A 21,842-nucleotide genomic window follows, 5' to 3' on the forward strand; every position below is an offset into this window, starting at 1 on the left:
GGCCACTGACAGTCACGCCAGCGCGTGCCCCGTCGTAGCGTCCACATGCTCCGGTACGGCCTCGTGGTGGTCGCCGACCGAGAGTGTGCCCGTCGGTTCGAGGACGAGGATCTCGGACGGGACGGGGGCGTAGGGCTTGTGTTCCGTGCCGCGGGGGACCGTGAAGACGGAGCCCTTGGGGAGGACGACCGTGCGCTCCCCCGCCGGTTCGCGGAGCGCGATGTGCAGTTCGCCGTCCAGGACCAGGAAGAACTCGTCGGTGTGGTCGTGGGTGTGCCAGAGGTGTTCGCCCTCGACCTTCGCGACGCGGACGTCGTAGTCGTTGACGGTGGTGACGATGCGGGGGCTCCAGCGGTCGGTGAAGGAGGCGAGGGCGGCGGGGAGGGAGATGGGTTCCGTGGTGGTCATGCAGTCATCGTCGGGGGTGGCCGGGCGGCTCTGCGAGTGCTAGGAATCGCACATGCCGCAAGGATCCTCTCAGCGCTCTCCGTCACGGCCCCACCGGGTCGCCGTGATCGTCGACGAGGGCACCAATCCCTTCGAAGTCGGTGTCGCCACCGAGCTGTTCGGGCTGCCGCGGCCCGAACTCGGGCTGTCCGGGCCGCTGTACGAGGTGTTGGTGTGCACGCCCGCGCGTGAGGTGCGGATGAACCACGGGTTCTTCACCCTCACCGGGGCGCACGGTCTCGACGCGGTGGACACGGCGGACACGCTCGTCGTGCCGGGGCGGCCCGACAACGTCGTACCGCGCGGGGCCGCCGTCCTGGACGCCATCCGGCGCACCCACGCGCGCGGGGCCCGTGTCATGAGCCTGTGCACCGGGAGCTTCGCGCTCGCCGAGGCCGGGCTGCTCGACGGGCGCCGGGCGACCACCCACTGGATGTGGGCCGACCGTTTCCGCACCCTGCACCCGCGCGTGCGGCTCGAACCGGACGTCCTCTTCGTGGACGACGGGGACATCCTCACCGCCTCGGGCAGCGCCGCCGCGCTCGACCTCGGTCTGCATGTCGTACGGCGGGACCACGGCGCCGAGATCGCCAACGCGGTGTCCAGGAGGCTGGTCTTCGCGGCCCACCGGGACGGCGGGCAGCGCCAGTTCGTGGAGCGGCCGTTGCCCGATGTGCCCGACGAGTCGCTCGCGCCGCTGCTCGCGTGGGCGCAGGAGCGGCTGGGGGAGCCGTTGACGGTGGCCGAGCTGGCGGGCCGGGCGGCGGTCAGTCCGGCGACTCTGCACCGACGCTTCCGGGCGCAGCTCGGGACGACGCCGTTGGCCTGGCTGACCGCGGAGCGGGTGGCGCTGGCGTGCCGGTTGATCGAGCGCGGGGAGGAACGGCTGGACGTGGTCGCCGCGCGGTGCGGTCTGGGGACCGGGGCGAACCTGCGGGTGCGGCTGCGGAGGGAGACCGGATTGAGCCCGTCGGCCTATCGGCGGCGTTTCGGACCGGCTGCCGGGGAAGCCGTAATGTCATGAGATTCCTCGTACGCGATCGGATCCTCGGCTTCGGTGAGGATTACTGGATCGAGGACCAGAACGGCAACAAGGTGTTCCTGGTCGACGGCAAGGCCATGCGCATCAGGGACACGTTCGAGTTGAAGGACACGCACGGGCGCGTGCTCATCGACATCCACAAGAAGATGCTCGCCCTGCGCGACACGATGGTCATCGAACGGGACGGTGAGCCCCTGGCGACCATCAGACACAAGCGGTTCTCCCTGCTGCGCAACCACTACAAGGTGTCCCTGGTCGACGGCACCGAACTCGACGTCAGCGGCAAGATCCTGGACCGCGAGTTCGGCGTCGACTACGACGGCGAGCTGCTCGCGCAGATCTCCCGCCGCTGGCTGCACATCCGGGAGACGTACGGCGTCGACATCGTCCGGGAGGACGCGGACGCGGCGCTGCTGATCGCGGTGGCGGTGTGCGTGATCCACCTCGCGGAGAAGGAGCGGGAGGACTAACCCACTTCCTGGTCGGCGGCCGCACGGGCGCGTGCGCGTGCCCGGCGACGCTCTTGCAGGCGGTCCCCGAAGTAGCCGCCCAGGACGGCCAACGCGCCGAAGACCGCGCTGGCCGTCCAGCTGGGAGAGTCGTCGTCCATCCTGCCCACGAGCCAGACGAACACCGTCACGGGGACCCACGCGACGAGCATGGTGGCGAGTACGGCCCGGGGACGGGCCGCCGACCAGGAGTCGCGGGGTGCGGTGTCGTAGCCGATGCGGGTGTAGTGGGCCTGGCGGCGGCGTTCGAGGCGCAGGAAGGACCAGAACAGCAGCCACGCGCACGTGCCGACGAGGACCGCCCAGAGCGTCGCGAAGTCCAGGCCGACGGCTATGGCGACGAGCAGCCCGACAACCGTGGCACAGCCCGCCGGGTGCCGGGCGGCGAACGCCTGGGGTGCGGGCGGGGGGTTCGCTCCGCCCAGGCCGCGGTCCAGGGACAGGAAAGCGCGTTCGAGTGCGGCCAGGGTCCGGCCGGTTCTGCCGCTCACCTCGCGCCCCGCGGACGCTCCAGCCCCAGCATCCGGTCCTTCAGGGCCGGGAACTGGTCCCTCGTCACGGCCACCTTCGCGGGGTCGAACTCCACCGTGAGGATCTCCTCGCCCGCGCCCGCCTCCGCGAGGACCTCGCCCCAGGGATCGACCACGATCGAGTGACCGGCCTGGGGAACTCCGGCGTGCGTACCGGCCGTTCCACATGCGAGGACGAACGACTGGTTCTCGACCGCGCGGGCCTGGGCCAGCAGGGTCCAGTGCGAGCGGCGGCGCTCGGGCCAGCCCGCGGAGAGGACGAGGGTCTCGGCGCCGGCGTCGACGAGGCCACGGAAGAGTTCGGGGAAACGGAGGTCGTAGCAGGTGGCAAGACCGATGACCGTCTCGGGCAGACGGACCGTCACCAGTTCGCCGCCCGCGCCCATCAGCACGGCCTCGCCCTTGTCGAAGCCGAAGCGGTGGATCTTGCGGTAGGCGGCGGCCAGTTCACCGGAGGGGGAGAAGACGAGGGACGTGTTGTAGAGGGGTCCCTCGGGGGCTCGTTCGGGGATCGAGCCCGCGTGCAGCCAGACGCCCGCGTCGCTCGCCGCCTTGGCCATCGCCTCGTACGTCGGCCCTGCCAGCGGCTCGGCCTGGCTGTCGAACTGTTCGTAGGCGAACGCACCCGTGGTCCACAGCTCCGGCAGGACGACCAGATCGGCACCTGCCTGTTCACGGACGAGGGACGCCATCCGACCCCGGCGAGAATCGACCGATTCGTCCTCTTCTACGGCGATCTGGATGAGAGAGGCGCGCACACTACCACCGTCCTGGCATTCGAGCCGTTCACACGGGCCTACGATCGTCACACGAAAGCACTGCCGGGGTGCCTCACAGCAGCGTAACTTAGCGTTCCAAGACACCCGCCGACAGCCACCTCCCGCTGGCAACGCCGCCCGCCACCCGACCTGTACCGACCGCCGAGGGGTCCCGTTCCGTGAGTCTGCATCCCACTCTCCAGCCCTACGCCGACGCCTGGACCCACTCCATCGAAGCGATATCCGAGCTGGTGACCCCGCTCGTGGAGGGAGAGTGGAACCGGCGAACGCCGTGCCCGGGCTGGTCGGTGCGTGACGTGGTCTCCCATGTCATCGGGCTGGACAACGAGATGCTCGGCGACCCCCGCCCCATCCACACCCTCCCCCGCGACCTCTACCACGTCACCAACGAGCACCAGCGGTACATGGAGATGCAGGTCGACGTACGACGTCACCACACGGCGCCGGAGATGACGTCGGAGCTGGAGTACACGATCATCCGCCGCAACCGGCAACTGCGCAACGAGTCGCGGGAACCCGGCCGGAAGGTCCGCGGCCACGTCAGCACCGAGGTCACGCTCGAAGAGTCCATGCGCACCCACGCGTTCAACATCTGGGTGCACGAGCAGGACCTGCGTACCGCCCTCGGCCGCCCCGGCAACCTCGACTCACCCGGCGCGCACGTCGCCCGTGACGTGCTCCTCGCCGCGCTCCCTAAGATCGTCGCCGACGACTCGGGCGCACCGCGCAGTTCGGCGGTCGTCTTCGACGTGCACGGCCCGATCGAGTTCCTCCGTACGATCCGCGTCGACATCCAGGGCCGCGGCACCCTGGAGACGGCCCCCGCGCTCGGCCCCGCCGCGACCCTGATCCTCGACTGGGAGACGTACGTCCGGCTGGCCTGCGGACGGGTCGCCCTCGACACGGTGACGGACCGCGTCAAGGCGGACGGCGATCCGGAGCTGGCGGCTTCGATACTGCGGAACTTCACCGTCACCAAGTAACGGTCACCGAGCAACGGTCACCAAGGAGGAGCGGGAGCAGCAGGGCGGGGCGCGGCGGAAATTCGTTGTCGCCGGCCGACCGTCCGTCGCTAGCCTCCGCCGCATGTCTGACGTGACGTCCGAAACCGAGAAGACCGAGGCCACCGGCATCATCGGGGCCACCGAGAACACCGAGCCCGGCGACGGGCCACCCCGGCTCACCCGGCTCGCCTTCCACAGCCCGCTCTCCGAGGCGCGCGCCGACGGGATCGTACGGCGACTGGCCGGTGCGGGGCCGCGCACGGTGCTCGACCTCGGCTGTGGCTGGGGCGATTTGATGCTCCGGGTCCTGGCCGCCGTACCGGAAGCGCGGGGTGTCGGGGTCGATGTGAACGCGCGGGATCTCGAGCGTGGGCGGCGTGATGCCGGGGCGCGGGGGCTCGCGGGGCGGGTCGAGTTCGTCGAGGAGTCGGCCGTGGGGACGGTGCGCGGGCCGGCCGATCTCGTGCTGTGTGTGGGCTCCAGCCATGTCCTCAGTACCGAGGAGCCTCCCCGGCACACCACTGAAGCCCTGCGGGAGTTGCGGCGGCTCGTCGCCGACGGGGGACGTGTGCTGCTCGGTGAGGGGTTCTGGCAACGCCCGCCCACGACGGCCGAGTTGTCCGGGATGTGGCCGGAGGCGCGTGCCGGCGAGCACTACGACCTGGGGACGCTCGTCGACCTCGCCGTGGCGGCCGGGTTCCGCCCCGAGTGGGTCGAGACGGCGAACGCGGACGAGTGGGAGGAGTTCGAGTCGGCGTACCAGGCGGACGCGGAGGTGTGGCTGGCCGGGCACGGCGACCACCCCCTGGCCGCCGGGACGCGCGAGCGCCTCGACCGGCACCGGGCCCAATGGCTGAGCTACCGGGGCGTATTGGGGCTCGCCTACCTCACGCTCGTACCCGTCGTGTCCGCGTAAGAAAGTCGTGTGAGGGCGGTGTGAAAAGGGGCGGGGGCGACGGGGCGTGTGGGCGGCACCGGCACCGGTCATCTGCACCGGTCACCGGCACCGGTCATCCGCTCCACCCCGGCAGGGTTACGCCGGCACGTGCACCGTCTCCACCCGGCTCGCCACGAGCCGTTCGCTCTCGCGGCGGGCGGCCCGGCGGCGTAGCCGGAGGATCTGGCTGACGCCGATCGCCTGGAGCAGGAAGATCACCGAGAAGGCGATCGAGTAGTTGTCGCCGGTCGCGTCGAGGAGCACGCCGACCAGGAACAGGGTCGTCATCGAGGCCACGAAACCACCCATGTTGGTGATTCCGGAGGCTGTGCCCTGACGTTCCGGCGGGTTGGCCGGGCGGGCGAAGTCGAAGCCGAGCATCGAGGCGGGCCCGCAGGAACCGAGCACCGTGCACAGCACAATCAGCAGCCACATCGGCGCGTGGTCGCCGGGATAGAGGAGCGTGACCGCCCACACCAGGGCCGTGGCGCCGACCGTGCCGAGCGCCAGCGGCAGCCGCGCCGTGTGGTGCCGGGCGACGATCTGGCCGTAGACCAGGCCGACGAGCATGTTGGACAGGACGACGAGGGTGAGGAGTTCGCCGGCGGTGGCGCGGGACAGGCCCTGGGCCTGGACCAGGAACGGCAGGCCCCACAGGAGCAGGAACACCATCGCGGGGAACTGGGTGGTGAAGTGCACCCAGAGGCCGAGGCGGGTGCCGGGTTCGCGCCAGGAGGCGGCGATCTGGCGGCGGACGTAGGCGGCGCCGCGGTGCGGGAAGGGGGCCGGTTCGTGGCCCTCCGGGTGGTCCTTCAGGAACAGAAGGAGCAGGACGAGGACTACGACGCCCGCGAGCGCGCTGCCCGCGAAGGCGGCCGTCCAGCCGATGCCGTGCAGCAGGCGGGCGATCACCAGGGTGGAGACGAGATTTCCGGCCATTCCCGCGAGGCCCGCGAGCTGCGCGACCATCGGGCCGCGCCGCGCCGGGAACCAGCGGGTGCCGAGCCGCAGCACGCTGATGAACGTCATCGCGTCACCGCAGCCGAGCAGCGCGCGGGAGGCGAGGGCGGTGCCGTAGGAGGGCGAGAAGGCGAAGCCGAGTTGCCCGGCGGTGAAGAGGACCACCCCGATGGTCAGCACCTTCTTGGTGCCGAGGCTGTCGACGAGGAGGCCGACGGGTATCTGCATGCCCGCGTAGACCAGCAGTTGGAGGATCGAGAACGTCGACAGGGCCGAGGCGTTGACGTGGAACCGCTCCGCCGCGTCGAGGCCTGCGACACCGAGGGACGTACGGAAGATGACGGCGACGAAGTAGACGGAGACGCCGATGCCCCACACGGCGAGGGCGCGGCGGCCGCCGGGCGGATCACCGGGGAGGGACATCGCGGAACCGCTGCCGCTAGCGCTGCTGCTCATCGGACCTCGCCCCGGGCCAGGTGGGAGAACCAGTCGACGTGCTGGTGCACGATCCCGGCGGCCGCCTCGGCGTCGCCGGTGCGCAGGGCGTCGAGGATCGCCGCGTGCTCGGTGAGCGTCTTGGCGATGCGGTCGGGGTGCGAGTGCATGATGGCGACGCCCATCCGCAGCTGCCGGTCGCGGAGTTGGTCGTAGAGGCGGGAGAGGATCTCGTTGCCGCCGCTGCGGACGATCTCGGCGTGGAAGCAGCGGTCGGTGACGGCGGCGCCGGCCAGGTCGCCCGCGGCGGCCTGTTCCCTCTGCCGGTCGAGGAGTTCCTCGAGCCGGGCGATGAGGGTCGGCGACGCCGGTACGACCTTGCGGACCGCGTGCTGCTCGACCAGCATCCGGGTCTCCACGACGTCCGCGATCTCCTGCGAGGAGACGGGCAGGACCAGGGCGCCCTTCTTCGGGTAGAGCTTGATCAGCCCCTCGGCCTCCAGCCGCAGCAGCGCCTCGCGCACGGGCGTCCGTGACACTCCGACGGCCTCGGCCAACTCGCCCTCGGTGAGCAGGGTTCCGCCTTCGTAACGCCGGTCCAGGACACCTTGTTTGACGTGGGTGTAGACGCGGTCGGCGGCCGGGGGCTGCTTGACGGCGGGCGGTGAGGCGAGGGACGAAGAGGGGGACGGGTACGGCATGAGGACAGCATAGATACAACACGTACGCATGAGGACCCACGTCCAGGATGCGGACGGAACCGAACGGGGTCGGGGGTGCGTCTAGGGAGGTGCATTTCCTCGGCCGGTTCTCGGGGGCGTTTCACACATTCGGGGAACCCGGCCCAGCAACCGCACAACCTTCTGTGCTACTTACGTGTCACACACGTGCGGCCCTTTCTTTCCCCCCTCCAACTGGGCCGCTCCTCAGGGGCATTCAACGTATTCGGGGTACCTCAGTTGATTACTGCCATTACCGGCATCAAGGGCAGCCGCTTCCGCAGAGCCGCCGCGGTCACCGTGACCGCAGGCGCCGTGCTCGCGACCGGCGCCCTGACCGCGGCACCCGCGCAGGCTGTCACGACGCCGTCGATCGTGGCCAAGGGCGGGTTCGTGATGAACAACGCCACCGGCAAGTCGCTCTACACGAAGGCCGCGGACACCAAGCGGTCGACGGGCTCCACCACGAAGATCATGACCGCGAAGGTCGTGCTCTCCCAGTCGAACCTCAACCTCGACGCCAAGGTCACCATCCAGAAGGCGTACAGCGACTACATCGTCGCCAACACCGCCTCCTCCGCCCACCTGATCGTCGGCGACAAGGTCACCGTCCGCCAGCTCCTCTACGGCCTGATGCTCCCGTCCGGCTGCGACGCGGCGTACGCGCTGGCCGACAAGTTCGGCTCGGGCTCGACGCGGGCGGCGCGCGTGAAGTCGTTCATCGCGAAGATGAACTCGACGGCGAAGACGCTCGGCCTGACGAACACGAAGTTCGACTCGTTCGACGGCATCGGCAACGGCAACAACTACTCGACGCCGCGCGACCTGACGAAGCTCGCCAGCAACGTGATGAAGAACGCCACGTTCAAGACGGTCGTCAAGACCAAGTCGTACAAGGCGAAGACGATCACGAAGACCGGCAGCACCCGCACGATGGCTGCCTGGACCAACACGAACACCCTGCTCAGCAGCTACAGCGGCACGATCGGCGTGAAGACCGGCTCCGGCCCCGAGGCCAAGTACTGCCTCGTCTTCGCCGCCACCCGCAACGGCAAGACGGTCATCGGCACGGTCCTCGCGTCGACGTCGGTCGCCCAGCGCGAGTCGGACGCGAAGAAGCTCCTCACCTACGGCTTCGCGAAGATCGGCTGACGTCCAGTCAGCTTGCTTATCGACACCGAGGGGCCTGCCGCATGCCAGCGGCGGGTCCCTTTGTCGTACGACCGTCACGTGGGGAGTTGAGTCGGCGATGTCGGCGAACGACCGGGAGCTGACGCAGCACTTCGCTCTTGAGGGTGCCCGAACTCTGCTGAGGCGGTACGGGGACTACGGCAGACCCGTCCCTGACGACACCGAAGCGTGGCGGCGGGACCTGTTCCCGGTGATCCGGGGACTGTGGAACGCCGGGGAGGACGGCGGCCGGTGCCTGTACGAGATCGCGGCGCAACTCCACCTGGCAGCCGACCTGTTCGCGCACGACCCGGCCGGCGGACACCCCTGACCGCCATGAACTCGCCCTGCGTTTACCCCGGTTGCACCAGTTCCTGGTGAACTACTACGGCCAGGACGGACTCGCCGTCGACGACGACATGCAGGACGCCACGTTGGAGGAAGGCCTCCGCCTGGTCATCTCGGACACCCACCCGTGGTGCCCCTGGCAGTTACCGGGACTGATCGCCGAGTGCGCGGAGGCGCGCGCGGTGTTCCACACCGAGGAGCAGTTGGATGCGTTCTTCGGCGGGGGCGGGATGGGAGGGGGGTCGGCGGGTGAACGGTTCACCGACTTCTTCCCGGTCGTCATCGATGCCTTCACCGGGCACTTGGGGGAGGCGCACTCGCCGATGTGGGAGCGGGGCTAGACGACACCCAGGTGTGCTGTGAACGCGGCCCAGGTGGTGGGGGTCAGCTGGAGCAGGGGGCCGTTCGGTTCCTTGGAGTCGCGGACGGCGATGGTGGTGGGGATGTTGCGGGCGACTTCGACGCACTCGCCGTGCGCGTCGCCGCTGCTGTACGTGGACTTCGTGAACTCGAACTCGGACAAGGGACCTACATCTCCTTACGGACACTGTCTATGAGACTGAGGGAGCCTTGCTGCGTCAGCGCCAACCGCGTGATGCGGCTGAAGACTTCGTTGTGACGCGCGGCGTCAGCCTCGCTCTCCAGCCAGACCTTCGTCGAGAGAGTATCCGCCTGTACGAGGTCCAGGGCGCCTGGCTCCGCGAAGGAGACCACGGTGAAGGCACTGGTCATACCAGGATGAGCGCCTGCGGTGTACGGCACCACCTGGACCCGTACGTTGGGCGACTGGGCCACTCCGAGGAGATGGTCCAACTGGGCCCGCATGATGTCCCGTCCACCGACCAACTGCCGCAACACCCCCTCGTGCAGCACCGCCCAGAGTTGCAGGGGGTGCTCGCCGGTCAGTCGCACCTGACGAGCGATCCTCGCTTCGACGAAGGGCCCGATCTCGTCGGGGTTCTCCCAGGTTCCGTTGCCCACCGCGAGGGCGCGGACGTAGTCCGGTGTCTGCAACAGGCCCGGGATGAAGGTCAATTGCCACATCCGGAGTTCTGTGGCGATGTCCTCCAGAGCCACATACTCCATCTGTTCCTTCAGCTGCGGATACTGATTCCACCAGCCCTGGACCTTGCGACGGTCCCGGTCCGCCTTCGCGAGGGCCAGGAGCTTACGGATCACCGCCTCGTCGGTCTCGCCGTACAGATGACACAGCGCTCTGACATCGGGATCACGCAACGGCACCTGCCCGCGCTCGATCTTGGCCACCTTCGTGACGGACGCCGTCAGCGCCTCGGCAGCGTGCGGCTGGCGCAGATCACACGCCTCCCGCATCCGTAGCAGCTCCCCACCGAGTCGACGCGCCAACACGGTCGTGATCGTCTTCCCCCGGTTGGGGTCCCTGCCTGCCATATCGCGTTCCCTCCCGCTGAGTCGCCCCAGTCTGAGACCCGGAGCCGAGCAACCACAACTCAGGGACAGCAAGCTTTCTGTCCGATTGGGTTGCTGGCTCACCTTTACAGCGGCTACCGTCAGTGCACAGCAAGCCACCCAGCGACACCAGTTGGCGGAAGTGCACCGCGCTGCCCGCACCCGGCACAGCACGGCAGAGCCACCCCACCTGGCCCCCGTCCCCACACCGCACAAGGAGATGCGCCCCGGTGACCGACTCCTGCCCTCCCGGACTCCCCAAGCCCCACGACCGCCGCTACGACCACTACGACGCCGTGACCTACACCCCGTACCCGATCAACATCCCCCGCGCCCGCAGACACGTCGCCCACCTCACCGCCGCCTGGGGACACCCCCACTCCGCCGGTGACGCGGCGCTACTGGCAAGCGAGTTGTGCACGAACGCCTTACTGCACGGGTGCCTGCGGGACCGTCTGTTCCGGGTGGAGACGTCCCTGACCGGCAACGCCCTGCGCGTCGCGGTCACCGACCCGAGGGGCGAGCGGTTCCCGTTCCCTCAAACCTCCACCCCAGATGACCAGTTCGGCCGCGGACTGCTCATCGTCCGTACGCTGGCCGCCCGTTGGGCCGTGGAGAGACTCACGGTGGGCAAGACCGTATGGGCGGAGTTGGACGTCACGGGCCCTGACGCCTCGCTTCAAGGTCACCGCGAACCGTAGGATTATTGCAACAGCAAGTGACGTGTGATGTCGACGCGACGGGGGCGGAGATACGGCATGGCAGTGCCCGGAACCGGCGCGGGCCAGGGTGGCAACCCTGACCTGCACGTGTCGTCCAAGGACCTCACCAAACTCGCCGCCGACCTCGACGACATGCAGGACCACCTCGACAAGCAGGTCAGACGTATGGACGCGATCGTCGACCGAGTCGAGGCCGGCTGGCGCGGCCCCGCGGCGACGGCGTACCGCGAGTTCCACCGCGCGGCGACCGAGGACGCCGTACGCATCCGCGAAGTGATGAAGCTGCTGGAACAGGCCGTACGGATGAGCCGGGACGGCTTCTCCGCGCACGACATCGAGGTGCTGGAGCACATGCGGACGATCCAGGTCGACGTCGGCAGCGAGGTCGACAAGCTGTCCACGCCGAACGTGGGGGCGACAGGGGATACGCCGACACCGCCGCCCCGCAGCAGCCTCGACTCCTTCTGATTCTTCTGATCCTTCCGCCCGCGGGCCGCCAAGTGCCCATCGACCAGCCATAGTTGCCGACCGATATCCAGGGGGATCATGTCGACCGGGGCCTCCGCCGACGACCACATAGCCGTCTCCTTCGCCACACTCCACGACCTCACCGCCGAGCTGGAGGACATCCTCAAACAGCTCAACACCAAACTCGACGACCTCTACGAGCGGGCCGAACCGGTCGTCCTGTCGTGGAAGGGCGAGGCCCGCGAGGTCTTCGTCGGGAAGCTCGACGAGTGGGACCACTCGGCGCAGGACCTACAGGCCGCGCAGAAGTGGCTGCACGCGTATGTCACCACCGGTCACGCCAACTACGCGGCGGCACACCGGGCGGTGCTGCGGGGTTGGGGGGCCGCCTGATGGCAACGCCCTCACCTCAGCCGAGTCCGTCCACCAGCCCCGCCGCCGGTGACACCGAACCGGCTCCCGAACCCAGTGCCGCCCAGCCCGAACCGAGCCCCGGCACCTCTCCGGATCCCCACTACGAGCCGCCGCCCCCGAAGGCCACCGAATCCGACGGCCGCCCTTCGGACGCTCGCCGAGCGTGGGAACGCGAACAGTTGAAGCAGCCCGCGCCCGACAGCGGGAGCGGCTTCGACATCAAACCGGGGCACGTCTACTACACGTCCACGGTGATCCGCGACGAGCAGTTCACCTTCCACAAGACGGCCGGCCGACTCGTACAGGACGTCGACCATCGACAGGCGGCCGGGAACGGCGGTGGCCCCGACGACTTCGCCGGTGCCTACGACGACGTGGCCAAGGAGTTCCTGAAGACGTGGGCGGAGTGCGTGGCCAGTATCGGCGGCGTCTCGCTCGGGCTGACCAACACGGCGAACAACTACATGGCGGCCGACTGGCACTCCCGCGGCATCTACGGGCCACCGCCCCGCAGGGATCCTCCGATCGGCGTCGGCAAAGTCGCATACGGACCCGTCGCCTCCATCAAGTGGACCGGCACCGGCGACGGTTCGGACATCCCCTTCGTGGCAGCCATCGGCAACTTCCCGGATTTTCTGGCCGACTTGATCAAACCGGCGATCGAGGAAGGGCTGCGACTCGGCAGAACCCACGAGATCACTCCCGGCGCCGAAACGGACAACCTCCGCAGCATCGGAAACGCATGGGAAGCGGCCGGCAAAGCGGCACAGTCATCGGCCGACAGCTTCACCCAGGACATCGAGTATCTGACGGACAGCGGCAACAACGACTGGCAGAGCGCGATGAACGCCTTCTGCCAGTCGATCTGGGGCACCACCGCGTGGGGCGGCCGACGTGACGGCGACAACAACGCCATACCGCCGTCCCAGACCGGCGGCCGTGACTGGCGTACCAATCCGGGCACGGCGCCCGCCGACCGGCGCCCCGTCATCGAGGTCCTCAAGAAGACCGGTGACGACATGAAGCAGATCTTCCACGATGTCGCGGACGCCGCCGAGAAATGCCGGAAGACGACCGAGCGCCTGGCCTTGGAGGCCACGAAGGCGACCGTCAACGACATGGTCCCGGACGGTTTCTCCTGGGGCGAGTTCACGAAGCTGAGTGCCTATGCCACTTTCGCCGAGATCGTCCTGAAGTTCCGGTCACACATGGACAAGGGAGGATGCGATGCCGCCGTCGAGACCTACCACAAGGCGTTCCACGACGGCGCCGATCGCCTCCGTAAACTACTTCCCGAACTGACCGAAGCCGCCATGAGCGCTCCGACGTACGAGGCCGAGGAAGCCCGCGCCGAGGCGTTCGGGGCGCGTTCCCTGACCGAATTCAAACCTGGTCATGTGTGGTCAACACCCGGCGACGCGGACAACGGGATCTACAAAGTCGACCTGGCGTCCACGGAGTGGCTGGAGAATTCCCACACCGTCTCGAAGCATGTCGGCCTGACGGACGACCAGTTGGCCCAACGCCTGCGCGACGACCTGAAGGGTCCGCCCAAGCCGGGAACGACATGGCCCTACGGACAGCCCAAGATCGCCCAGGCCTCCACGTTCAAGGATCTGGAATCCGCCCAGAAGTTGACACAGTACACTCTCGATAAACGTTCGGAAGAAATCCAGGCATGGCTCGACGGGCCACCGAAACCGACACCGGGAAAACGCGAAGACTTCACAGTGGACAACACCCCGTACGGCGTGAGCGGAAGGAGCATTCCCAAATCAGCGATACAGTCGAACCCGCTCCCCTCCGATCAGGCCAAGGATGTCACGGGAGTACAGGTACGTCTTGTCTACAACGACAAACTTGACCCTCCTTTCACTGTCCTGACATCCATGCCGGTCGCCACATAGAAGGGTCAGGTGCTCGACCTTGTCATCCAATAAAAAGAATCTGGCCGACTATTTCAGCGTGTCCGGCGCCAGGCTCCTCCTGTCGTGTTATTCGGGATTCCCCGAAGTGATTCCCGATGACGCGAGTACGTGGCGCGCCGACCTGTTCCCGATGATGCGGGGAATCTGGAACTCCCAGGTATCCGGTGGCCGTAGCATCTACGAGATCTCGGCCCAGCTACGACACGCCGCGGACTTGTTCGAGCAATACCCCGACGGGTCGCACCGGTCACTGAAGAACCTACCGAAAGCGGAATCGGGGTCGAATACGCCGACCACCTATCGACAGATCGCCGATTATGTCGAGCAGTGGCTCTCCCCGTTGAGCAACGAAGAATTGTATGCCGTCCCCATGACCTCGCGAGAATTGCATTTGCGCTTCCCTCGCCTCGACCATATCCTGTCGATCTACTTCGGTCAGGATGGCGTGGCGGTCAGTGACGACATGCAGAGCGCCACTGCGGAGGAGGGTATCCGGATGTACATTTCAGAAACTCACCCCCAATGCCCTTGGCAGCTCCCGGGAGCGGTTGCTGAATGCTCGGAGGCGCTCACGCTTTTCCACACCGAGGAACAACTGGACCAATTCTTCAGTTATGTGGTGCACGGCGGATCGGGCAGTGAGGATTTCACTGACTTCTTCCCCCTCTTCATCCGCCTTTGCACAGAACATCTGAAGGAAGCCCATTCACCACTCTGGCAGTGGCAGGAGCGGTAGGGCCGCCGAGCCGGATCAGGAGAACCCGTTCAGCATGCGCACCCGTACCGCCGCCTACCCCGACCGAGAAACCGCCCAATGGGCCACCCAACAGGTCGTCACCGCCAACGAGCAGGCGATCCATCGCTGGCTCGCCCAGTCCACCCGCCCCCGTCTGACCATCGAGGCGACATGGCCGTCCCGCCCCGCACCGGTCGGACGGGTCCTGCTCCAGGCGATGATGCTGGCCGGGCGAGACCCGGTGGACGTCCGCGCGGCCCGCGTGATCCTGAAGCGGGACGAATCCCGGCCGCACGGCTTCGCCGTCCACGCCACGTTCCCGATGTACCTGTGACGACGACCCGTAGAGGCTGATCCCGTGCCCTTGAGCCCCCTCGAACACGACCGCCGCTACGGCGAGTTGGACCAGGTGATCCGCGCCTACGCCGGGCAGCCGGCGGACGACACCCCGGACAAGCCGAGCGAGGCACTGGTCGCCTACCTGCGCCACACCTGGCACAGCCGACCGTGGGCCCTCGCCGTCGCGGAGCGGCAACTGCGGGAGTACGCCGACAATCCGCCGGGCCGACTCCGCCTGCGGCTAGGCGAGTTCTACGCCATCCCGGACGTGGGGCTCCCCGAGAACGAGATCCAGCAGTGGCTGTACTGTCTCGCCGACCACATCAAGCACAGCGTGGAAGAGGGCGAGGTCCCGCCCCCGGCCACCCCCGTCACCCACTGGGAATGGCACGCCCGCTTCCCGGAACTCGGTCAGTTCCTCGGTGGCTGGTTCTCCCAGGACATGCCGGACGAGTTCGACGACCATGACGCGGCGATCGACGACTACCGGGCTTCGACCGATCCGCAGCTGGTCGCCCGCCTCACCGGCGAACTGCACGAACTGCTCGCCCTGGACCTCGACGAGTCCGACTACGCCCTCGCCGTCGCCGAGTTGGGCATGGAGGTCGACCCACCGACGCCGTACTCACCGAGCGGCTGGCTCGCGCTGGTCGCCGACCGGCTGACCGTACCGCGCGCCGACTACGGGCCCCCGGCGGACCGGAGCTGAGCCGCGCACCCCCGCTCGCAGAGATGCGCGGCCCTGATCCCTGGCCCCCTACCCCCAGGTGATCAACCGCCTCGGCTGCTCAAGAACCGCCGCCACATCCGCCAGCACCTTCGACCCCAACTCCCCGTCCACCAACCGGTGATCGAAGGACAGGGCCAGCGTCGTCACCTGACGGGGCTTCACCTTGCCCTTGTGGACCCACGGCTGGAGTTTGATCGTGCCGACCGCGAGGATCGCGGACTCGCCGGGGTTGAGGATCGGTGTGCCGGTGTCGATGCCGAAGACGCCGACGTTGGTGATGGTCACCGTGCCGCCCTGCATCGCCCCCGGGGACGTCTTGCCGTCCCTCGCCGTCGACACCAACTCGCCCAGCGACTGCGCCAGTTGCGGCAGCGTCTTCGCGTGGGCGTCCTTGATGTTCGGCACGATCAGACCGCGCGGGGTCGCCGCCGCGATGCCGAGGTTGACGTAGTGCTTGAGGACGATCTCCTGGGCGGCCTCGTCCCAGGACGCGTTGATGTCCGGGTTGCGCTTGATCGCCACGAGCAGCGCCTTGGCGATCAGCAGGAGCGGGTTGACCCGTAGGCCCTCCATGTCCTTGTCCTGCTTGAGCTCCTCGACCAGCTTCATCGTCCGGGTCACGTCCACCGTCACGAACTCCGTGACGTGCGGCGCCGTGAACGCCGAGCCGACCATCGCCGCGGCCGTCATCTTCCGGACGCCCTTCACCGGGACACGGGTCTCCCGGGTCGAGTCGTACGTCGGCGTCACAACGGGCGGAGCCACCTGGACCTGCGGCGCCGGAGCCGGTGCCACCGCCGCGTGCACGTCCTCGCGCGTGATGACGCCGTCCGGGCCCGACGGCGTCACCGTCGCCAGGTCGACCCCCAGGTCCTTCGCCAGCTTCCGCACCGGCGGCTTGGCGAGGGGGCGGGATTCCACGACTGCTCCCGGCGCGTGGCCGTTCAGCTCCGCCTGGACCGCCGCCGACGCCTCCTGGGCCGGGATCTCCGCGCCCTTGCGGGGGCGGCGCTTCGTGGCGGACGTGGAGACGCCGTAGCCCACCAGGACCGGTGTGCGGGCCGGAGCCGCGGGCTTCGCCTCCTCCTGTACGGGAGCGGGCTCCTCCTGCACGGGAGCGGCCGGGGTCTCCCCGGGAGCCGCGCCCCCGGACACGTCCACCGCGATGATGGACGTGCCCACGTCCACCGTCGTCCCCTCGGGGAACCTCAGCTCGCGCACCACCCCGTCGTACGGGATGGGCAGTTCCACCGCGGCCTTCGCCGTCTCCACCTCGCAGACGACCTGGCCGTCGGTGACGGTGTCGCCGACCTGGACGTACCACTTGAGGATCTCGGCCTCGGTGAGGCCCTCGCCCACGTCCGGCATCTTGAACTCGCGTACGGACGCTTCTGTCATCGTCGTCACGGCCCTCTCCTCAGTACGCCAGAGCGCGGTCGACGGCGTCGAGCACCCGGTCCAGGCTCGGCAGGTACTCCTCCTCCAGGCGGGCCGGCGGGTAGGGGGCGTGGTAGCCGCCCACGCGCAACACCGGGGCCTCCAGGTGGTAGAAGCAGCGCTCCGTGATGCGGGCCGCGATCTCGCCGCCGGAGCCGAAGAACACCGGGGCCTCGTGGACCACGACCAGGCGGCGGGTCTTCTCGACCGACGTCTGGATCGCGTCGAAGTCCAGCGGGGACACCGAGCGCAGGTCGAGGATCTCCAGGGACCTGCCCTCCTCGGCGGCCGCGTCGGCGGCCTCCTGGCAGAGCTTCACCATCGGGCCGTAGGCGGCGAGGGTGAGGTCCGTTCCCTCGCGGACCACGCGGGCCCTGTGGAGGGGGTCGGGGATCGCCTCGGTGTTGACGTCGCCCTTGTCCCAGTAGCGCCGTTTCGGTTCGAAGAAGATCACCGGGTCGTCGCTCAGGATGGCCTGCTGCATCATCCAGTAGGCGTCCGACGAGTTCGAGGGGCTGACGATCTTCAGGCCCGGGACGTGCGCGAACAGGGCTTCCGGGGACTCCGAGTGGTGCTCCACCGCGCCGATGCCGCCGCCGTAGGGGATGCGGACGACGACCGGGAGCTTGACCTTGCCCAGGGAGCGCGCGTGCATCTTGGCGAGCTGGGTGACGATCTGGTCGTAGGCCGGGAAGACGAAGCCGTCGAACTGGATCTCCACGACCGGGCGGTAGCCGCGGAGGGCCAGGCCGATGGCCGTGCCCACGATGCCCGACTCGGCGAGTGGGGTGTCGACGACCCTGCGCTCGCCGAAGTCCTTCTGGAGGCCGTCCGTGACGCGGAAGACGCCGCCGAGCTTGCCGACGTCCTCGCCCATGATGAGGACCTTGGGGTCGGACTCCAGGGCGGCGCGCAGCGATTCGTTGATCGCCTTGGCCAGCGGCAGGTTCTTGAAGATCGCGGTCTCCGCCATGTCACTTACCCCCTTCTGCGTCCGCGAACGACGCCTGGTAGGCGGCGAACTGGGCCCTCTCCTCGTCGACGAGCGCGTGCCCGTCCGCGTACACGTGCTCGAAGATGGCGAACCGGTCCGGGTCCGGCATGGCACGGACCGCTTCGCGCACTCGCCTGCCCAACGCCTCGCTCTCCGTCTCGAGTTCCGCGAAAAATCCCTCATCCGCGTGGTGTGCGGCCTCCAGATACCGGTGCAGGCGCAGGATCGGGTCCTTCGCCTCCCAGGACTCGCGCTCCTCGTCGGCCCGGTACTTGGTCGGGTCGTCGGAGGTGGTGTGCGCGCCCATGCGGTACGTGTACGCCTCGACGAGCGTCGGGCCCTCGCCGTTGCGGGCCCGCTCCAGCGCCCACTTGGTGACCGCGAGACAGGCCAGGACGTCGTTGCCGTCGACCCGGACGCCCGGGAAGCCGTAGCCCTGCGCGCGCTGGTAGAGCGGGACGCGGGTCTGCTTCTCGGTGGGCTCGGAGATGGCCCACTGGTTGTTCTGGCAGAAGAACACGACCGGGGCGTTGTAGACCGCGGAGAAGGTGAACGACTCGGCGACGTCGCCCTGGCTGGAGGCGCCGTCCCCGAAGTACGCGATGACGGCGCTGTCGGCGCCGTCCATGGTCACACCCATCGCATAGCCCGTGGCGTGCAGCGTCTGCGAGCCGATGACGATCGTGTACAGGTGGAAGTTGTTCGTGGTGGGGTCCCAGCCGCCGTGGTTGACGCCCCGGAACATGCCCAGCAGGTTGGTCGGGTCGACCCCTCGGCACCAGGCGACGCCGTGCTCGCGGTAGGTCGGGAAGACGTAGTCGTCCTCCCGGGTGGCCCGCCCGGAGCCGATCTGCGCGGCCTCCTGGCCCAGCAGCGAGGCCCACAGGCCCAGTTCGCCCTGGCGCTGGAGGGCGGTGGCCTCGGCGTCGAAGCGGCGGGTGAGCACCATGTCGCGGTACAGGCCGCGGAGCTCTTCGGGGGTGATGCCGGCGACGTACTTGTCGTACGGGGCGGTCTTGGCGTTCTTGACTCGCTTGCCCTCGGGCGTCAGCAGCTGGACGAGGTCCGGGTCGGCGCCCTTGGCCTTGCTTCCGGCGCTGCGTCGCGGCTTGCGCGGGGCAGTGCTCTCCACGGTCACGTGTGCTCCTCCGTCGGTCCGGCTCCCCGGGTTCGCCGGGTGCCAGTGCGGCTCACCTGCGCCCCACGGACGCACAGGGTGGGTGCGGTTCGTCGGGAACAGGCGTGACAGGTGCCCCGGCGAGCGCCCTGCAACAGGCACGTTACCCAGTGCTCCACAATTCTGTGAAACCCCTCCTGACCTGCGATTTTGCTTGGATTTCCAAGTAAATCGCGAAAGTCGGGAACAAGTCCTGGTCACAGCCTTGCAGGGGGCCGGAACAACGGCACGTTATCCCGCTCACCTCGGGCACGGGAAGAGCCTGTATGTGAGACTTACCGCGTGCCCGGAGACGGAAAAATCAGCGTATTTCTACTCGACGACCATGAAGTGGTCCGGCGTGGCGTCCACGAGATGCTCTCGGTCGAGGACGACATCGAGGTGGTCGGCGAGGCCGGCACGGCGGCCGACGCGCTGGTACGGATCCAGGCCGTGCGCCCCGATGTGGCGATTCTCGACGTGCGCCTCCCCGACGGCAGCGGGGTCGAGGTGTGCCGCGAGATCCGCGCGCGGGACGAGTCCGTGCAGTGCCTGATGCTGACCTCGTACGCGGACGACGAGGCCCTCTTCGACGCGATCATGGCGGGCGCTTCCGGGTACGTCCTGAAGGCCATCCGGGGGCACGAACTGCTGAGTGCCGTACGGGACGTCGCGGCCGGCAGGTCGCTGCTCGACCCGGTGGCGACCGCCCGGGTGCTGGAGCGGCTGCGCAACGGAGGCCCGCAACAGGACGAGAAGTTCGACTCCCTCACCGACCAGGAGCGCAGGATCCTCGATCTGATCGGGGAGGGGCTCACCAACAGGGTGATCGGCGAGCGGCTGCACCTCGCGGAGAAGACCATCAAGAACTACGTGTCGAGTCTGCTTTCCAAACTGGGTATGGAGCGGCGCTCGCAGGCGGCGGCCTACGTGGCACGGAAACAGGCACAGAGACAGGTCGAGCAGCAGCGTCATTAGGGACCAAAGACCCCTCCCCTGGGCATGCGGTCCGGCCGACAGTGTTCCTATGTCCCTCGACACACAGCCCGGCGCCGAACAGCTCGCCGTCGATCTGCTCGCCCGCACCGATCACGGCAGGGTCGCCACCACCCTGCGGGCGCTGCCCTTCCTGGCCTTCGCCAGCCACATCGTCCAGGACGGCCGGCTGCTGCTGCGCATGCCCCGGAGCTACGGCTACCACCACGCGTGCGTGGGCAGCGTCGTCGCCTACGGGGCCGACAACCTGGGCTCGGCCGGGCCGGGCGAGGGCCTGTGGTCCGTGCAGGTCGTGGGCGCGTGCGAGCCCCATGAGCCGACGGCCGACCAGGTCGAACGGTTCGGCCCCGCTCCGGCCACGGTGGACGGGGAGTCGTACGAGCCGGTCTATCTGCGCATCGAGCCGCAGCTGGGCACCGTGCACTCGACGGACGGCGGTCTGGAACGGCGCTTCGGGCACACCTCGTGACCGAAAGCGACCATCGACGACCGAGCGGTGACTTTCTGTGACAAACCGCAGCTCACGGCCCCGTCTCGTGCCCTAGCATCGGCCGCGTGCCGCCCTTACGTGTACCACCCCCCGTGCCCCACGCGCCCCCGCTGGGCGCCCTCCTCCGCCAGTACGCCGCCGGGTCCGCCGTCACCTGCGAACCCGTCGAACAGGGCCTGCTGAACCGCGGCTACCGACTCCGCACGACCCGGGGCAGCTACTTCCTCAAGCACCACTTCGACCCCGAGACCGCGGACCCGGCGGCGATCGCCCGCCAGCACACCGCGACCCGGCGCCTGGCCGACCTCGGCGTCCCCGTGGCACCCCCGCTGCCCGCCCGCGACGGCCGTACGGTCGCCGTCGTCGGCGGTCACGCCTACGCCCTGCACCCCTGGATCGACGGCAGGCACCGCCACGGCGGCCAGTTGACCACCGACCAGTGCGGACGCCTCGGCGCGCTCCTGGGGGTCGTCCACGCGAGCCTGGAACGGGTTATGCCGGGGCGCCGGGAGGAGTGCGCGCCGGGGGCCGACCCCGCCGACACCTTCGCCCTCATCGACGACCTGCTCGGGCACGTCCGCCGGCACCGGCCCGCCGACGCCTTCGACGAACTGGCCCGCCACCGGCTGCTGGAGCGAAGGGAGTTGCTGGAACGGCACGCGGACCGGCGGCCGCCGAGCGGGGCTTCCGTGGGGTGGGTGCACGGGGACTTCCACCCGTTCAACCTGCTCTACAAGGGCGACGCCCCCGCCGCGATCGTCGACTGGGACCGCCTCGGCGTGCAGCCCCGCGCGGAGGAGGCCGTACGCGCCGCCGCGATCTTCTTCGTACGGCCGGACGGAGCCCTGGACCTGCCGAAGGTGCGGGCGTACGCGCACGCGTACCGGCGTTCGGCGCGCGCCGGCCCCGCCGAACTCGCCGCCGCGGTGCACCGGGTGTGGTGGGAGCGCCTCAACGACTTCTGGATGCTGCGCTGGCACTACGAACGCGGCGACACCCGCGCGGACCCCCAGTTCCCGGCGGCCTCGGCGCTCGCCGTGTGGTGGACGCGGGAGTACGACGCGGTGTGCGAGGCGTTCGCGGAGGGCGCCCCCTAGGCACCGGTAAACAGCACGCGCGCGTGG

27 protein-coding genes are annotated in these 21,842 nt (G+C 68.8%); 17 read left to right on the forward strand and 10 right to left on the reverse strand.

Annotation, left to right across the window (positions count from 1 at the left end; all coding sequences use genetic code 11):
• Positions 1 to 12: 12 nt before the first annotated feature.
• Positions 13 to 408 carry a cupin domain-containing protein gene (locus OG714_RS25215; RefSeq protein WP_406124270.1) on the reverse strand — a complete coding sequence of 132 codons (396 nt, stop codon included), beginning with the start codon at positions 406 to 408 and terminating at the stop codon, positions 13 to 15.
• 52 nt (positions 409 to 460) lie between these two features.
• On the opposite strand from OG714_RS25215, the gene OG714_RS25220 reads away from it, so the two are divergent.
• Together OG714_RS25220 and OG714_RS25225 are read left to right on the forward strand one after the other, a co-directional pair.
• Complete coding sequence (locus OG714_RS25220; protein ID WP_406124271.1) at positions 461 to 1,471, forward strand: GlxA family transcriptional regulator; 1,011 nt, start codon at positions 461 to 463, stop codon at positions 1,469 to 1,471.
• Positions 1,468 to 1,959: an LURP-one-related family protein gene (locus OG714_RS25225; RefSeq protein ID WP_327402723.1), complete on the forward strand. Its 492-nt coding sequence runs from the start codon at positions 1,468 to 1,470 to the stop codon at positions 1,957 to 1,959. Before OG714_RS25220 ends, OG714_RS25225 begins: the two co-directional genes overlap by 4 nt.
• Here OG714_RS25225 and OG714_RS25230 read toward each other — a convergent pair.
• Together OG714_RS25230 and OG714_RS25235 are read right to left on the reverse strand one after the other, a co-directional pair.
• Entirely contained in the window at positions 1,956 to 2,489 is a 534-nt protein-coding gene (locus tag OG714_RS25230) for a hypothetical protein (RefSeq protein ID WP_406124273.1), read from the reverse strand. The two genes, OG714_RS25225 and OG714_RS25230, sit on opposite strands and share 4 nt — an antisense overlap.
• On the reverse strand, positions 2,486 to 3,286 hold the full coding sequence (locus OG714_RS25235) for a carbon-nitrogen family hydrolase (RefSeq protein WP_406124275.1): 801 nt from the start codon (positions 3,284 to 3,286) through the stop codon (positions 2,486 to 2,488). Before OG714_RS25235 ends, OG714_RS25230 begins: the two co-directional genes overlap by 4 nt.
• 179 nt (positions 3,287 to 3,465) lie before the next feature.
• Here OG714_RS25235 and OG714_RS25240 point away from each other — a divergent pair, with 179 nt between their 5' ends.
• Both OG714_RS25240 and OG714_RS25245 read left to right on the forward strand, forming a co-directional pair.
• Positions 3,466 to 4,290, forward strand: coding sequence for a maleylpyruvate isomerase family mycothiol-dependent enzyme (locus OG714_RS25240; protein ID WP_406124277.1), 825 nt, complete (start codon positions 3,466 to 3,468; stop codon positions 4,288 to 4,290).
• 112 nt (positions 4,291 to 4,402) lie between these two features.
• The gene (locus OG714_RS25245; RefSeq protein WP_406131942.1) at positions 4,403 to 5,227 is read left to right on the forward strand and encodes an SAM-dependent methyltransferase; all 825 of its coding nucleotides are present in this window, start codon (positions 4,403 to 4,405) and stop codon (positions 5,225 to 5,227) included.
• 117 nt (positions 5,228 to 5,344) lie between these two features.
• Here OG714_RS25245 and OG714_RS25250 read toward each other — a convergent pair whose 3' ends face one another.
• Both OG714_RS25250 and OG714_RS25255 read right to left on the reverse strand, forming a co-directional pair.
• On the reverse strand, positions 5,345 to 6,664 hold the full coding sequence (locus OG714_RS25250) for a nitrate/nitrite transporter (protein ID WP_406124279.1): 1,320 nt from the start codon (positions 6,662 to 6,664) through the stop codon (positions 5,345 to 5,347).
• Positions 6,661 to 7,344, reverse strand: a complete 684-nt coding sequence (locus tag OG714_RS25255; protein WP_406124281.1) for a GntR family transcriptional regulator — start codon at positions 7,342 to 7,344, stop codon at positions 6,661 to 6,663. Before OG714_RS25255 ends, OG714_RS25250 begins: the two co-directional genes overlap by 4 nt.
• A 258-nt stretch (positions 7,345 to 7,602) precedes the next feature.
• On the opposite strand from OG714_RS25255, the gene OG714_RS25260 reads away from it, so the two are divergent.
• The 3 genes from OG714_RS25260 to OG714_RS25270 all read left to right on the forward strand — a co-directional run bounded on the left by OG714_RS25260 (position 7,603) and on the right by OG714_RS25270 (position 9,221).
• The gene (locus OG714_RS25260; RefSeq protein ID WP_406124283.1) at positions 7,603 to 8,514 is read left to right on the forward strand and encodes a D-alanyl-D-alanine carboxypeptidase family protein; all 912 of its coding nucleotides are present in this window, start codon (positions 7,603 to 7,605) and stop codon (positions 8,512 to 8,514) included.
• A 97-nt stretch (positions 8,515 to 8,611) separates the two neighbouring features.
• The gene (locus tag OG714_RS25265; RefSeq protein ID WP_406124284.1) at positions 8,612 to 8,863 is read left to right on the forward strand and encodes a hypothetical protein; all 252 of its coding nucleotides are present in this window, start codon (positions 8,612 to 8,614) and stop codon (positions 8,861 to 8,863) included.
• Positions 8,864 to 8,894: 31 nt separating this feature from the next.
• Positions 8,895 to 9,221: a hypothetical protein gene (locus OG714_RS25270; protein ID WP_406124285.1), complete on the forward strand. Its 327-nt coding sequence runs from the start codon at positions 8,895 to 8,897 to the stop codon at positions 9,219 to 9,221.
• Here the strand turns inward: OG714_RS25270 and OG714_RS25275 are convergent.
• Positions 9,218 to 9,403, reverse strand: coding sequence for a DUF397 domain-containing protein (locus OG714_RS25275; protein WP_406124287.1), 186 nt, complete (start codon positions 9,401 to 9,403; stop codon positions 9,218 to 9,220). The genes OG714_RS25270 and OG714_RS25275 overlap by 4 nt on opposite strands.
• Positions 9,404 to 9,408: 5 nt before the next feature.
• Complete coding sequence (locus OG714_RS25280) at positions 9,409 to 10,290, reverse strand: helix-turn-helix domain-containing protein (RefSeq protein ID WP_406124289.1); 882 nt, start codon at positions 10,288 to 10,290, stop codon at positions 9,409 to 9,411.
• A gap of 248 nt (positions 10,291 to 10,538) precedes the next feature.
• Between OG714_RS25280 and OG714_RS25285 the strand changes: the two genes are divergently transcribed.
• The 7 genes from OG714_RS25285 (at position 10,539) to OG714_RS25315 (ending at position 15,624) form a co-directional block, all read left to right on the forward strand.
• Positions 10,539 to 11,009, forward strand: coding sequence for an ATP-binding protein (locus tag OG714_RS25285; RefSeq protein WP_406124291.1), 471 nt, complete (start codon positions 10,539 to 10,541; stop codon positions 11,007 to 11,009).
• Positions 11,010 to 11,066: 57 nt separating this feature from the next.
• A complete protein-coding gene (locus tag OG714_RS25290) occupies positions 11,067 to 11,498 on the forward strand; it encodes a WXG100 family type VII secretion target (RefSeq protein WP_406124293.1) in 432 nt (143 codons plus the stop codon).
• Between the two features lie 78 nt (positions 11,499 to 11,576).
• Positions 11,577 to 11,891 (forward strand): WXG100 family type VII secretion target, encoded by a 315-nt coding sequence (locus OG714_RS25295; protein WP_406124294.1) that lies wholly within the window; start codon positions 11,577 to 11,579, stop codon positions 11,889 to 11,891.
• 200 nt (positions 11,892 to 12,091) lie between these two features.
• Positions 12,092 to 13,819 (forward strand): RNase A-like domain-containing protein, encoded by a 1,728-nt coding sequence (locus OG714_RS25300; protein WP_406124296.1) that lies wholly within the window; start codon positions 12,092 to 12,094, stop codon positions 13,817 to 13,819.
• Positions 13,820 to 13,838: 19 nt separating this feature from the next.
• Complete coding sequence (locus tag OG714_RS25305; RefSeq protein WP_406124298.1) at positions 13,839 to 14,576, forward strand: hypothetical protein; 738 nt, start codon at positions 13,839 to 13,841, stop codon at positions 14,574 to 14,576.
• Positions 14,577 to 14,610: 34 nt separating this feature from the next.
• Entirely contained in the window at positions 14,611 to 14,910 is a 300-nt protein-coding gene (locus OG714_RS25310) for an RNase A-like domain-containing protein (protein ID WP_406124300.1), read from the forward strand.
• Positions 14,911 to 14,934: 24 nt separating this feature from the next.
• Entirely contained in the window at positions 14,935 to 15,624 is a 690-nt protein-coding gene (locus OG714_RS25315) for a contact-dependent growth inhibition system immunity protein (RefSeq protein WP_406124301.1), read from the forward strand.
• A gap of 48 nt (positions 15,625 to 15,672) precedes the next feature.
• Here the strand turns inward: OG714_RS25315 and OG714_RS25320 are convergent, their stop codons facing one another.
• From OG714_RS25320 to pdhA, 3 genes are read right to left on the reverse strand one after another with little or no spacing between them, the layout of a single operon-like run.
• Positions 15,673 to 17,052, reverse strand: coding sequence for a dihydrolipoamide acetyltransferase family protein (locus OG714_RS25320; protein WP_406124302.1), 1,380 nt, complete (start codon positions 17,050 to 17,052; stop codon positions 15,673 to 15,675).
• A 10-nt stretch (positions 17,053 to 17,062) separates the two neighbouring features.
• Entirely contained in the window at positions 17,063 to 18,055 is a 993-nt protein-coding gene (locus OG714_RS25325; protein WP_406124303.1) for an alpha-ketoacid dehydrogenase subunit beta, read from the reverse strand.
• A 1-nt stretch (position 18,056) separates the two neighbouring features.
• Positions 18,057 to 19,214, reverse strand: a complete 1,158-nt coding sequence (gene pdhA, locus OG714_RS25330) for a pyruvate dehydrogenase (acetyl-transferring) E1 component subunit alpha (RefSeq protein ID WP_406124305.1) — start codon at positions 19,212 to 19,214, stop codon at positions 18,057 to 18,059.
• Positions 19,215 to 19,535: 321 nt separating this feature from the next.
• Here pdhA and OG714_RS25335 point away from each other — a divergent pair, with 321 nt between their 5' ends.
• The 3 genes from OG714_RS25335 (at position 19,536) to OG714_RS25345 (ending at position 21,815) form a co-directional block, all read left to right on the forward strand.
• A complete protein-coding gene (locus OG714_RS25335) occupies positions 19,536 to 20,210 on the forward strand; it encodes a response regulator (RefSeq protein WP_406124306.1) in 675 nt (224 codons plus the stop codon).
• Positions 20,211 to 20,259: 49 nt separating this feature from the next.
• Positions 20,260 to 20,697: a pyridoxamine 5'-phosphate oxidase family protein gene (locus OG714_RS25340; protein ID WP_406124307.1), complete on the forward strand. Its 438-nt coding sequence runs from the start codon at positions 20,260 to 20,262 to the stop codon at positions 20,695 to 20,697.
• Positions 20,698 to 20,810: 113 nt separating this feature from the next.
• Positions 20,811 to 21,815 carry a phosphotransferase gene (locus OG714_RS25345; protein ID WP_406124309.1) on the forward strand — a complete coding sequence of 335 codons (1,005 nt, stop codon included), beginning with the start codon at positions 20,811 to 20,813 and terminating at the stop codon, positions 21,813 to 21,815.
• Positions 21,816 to 21,842 lie beyond the last annotated feature (27 nt).

Origin of the sequence: Streptomyces sp. NBC_00989 (genome assembly GCF_045162655.1) — a bacterium.
GTDB lineage: Bacteria > Actinomycetota > Actinomycetes > Streptomycetales > Streptomycetaceae > Streptomyces.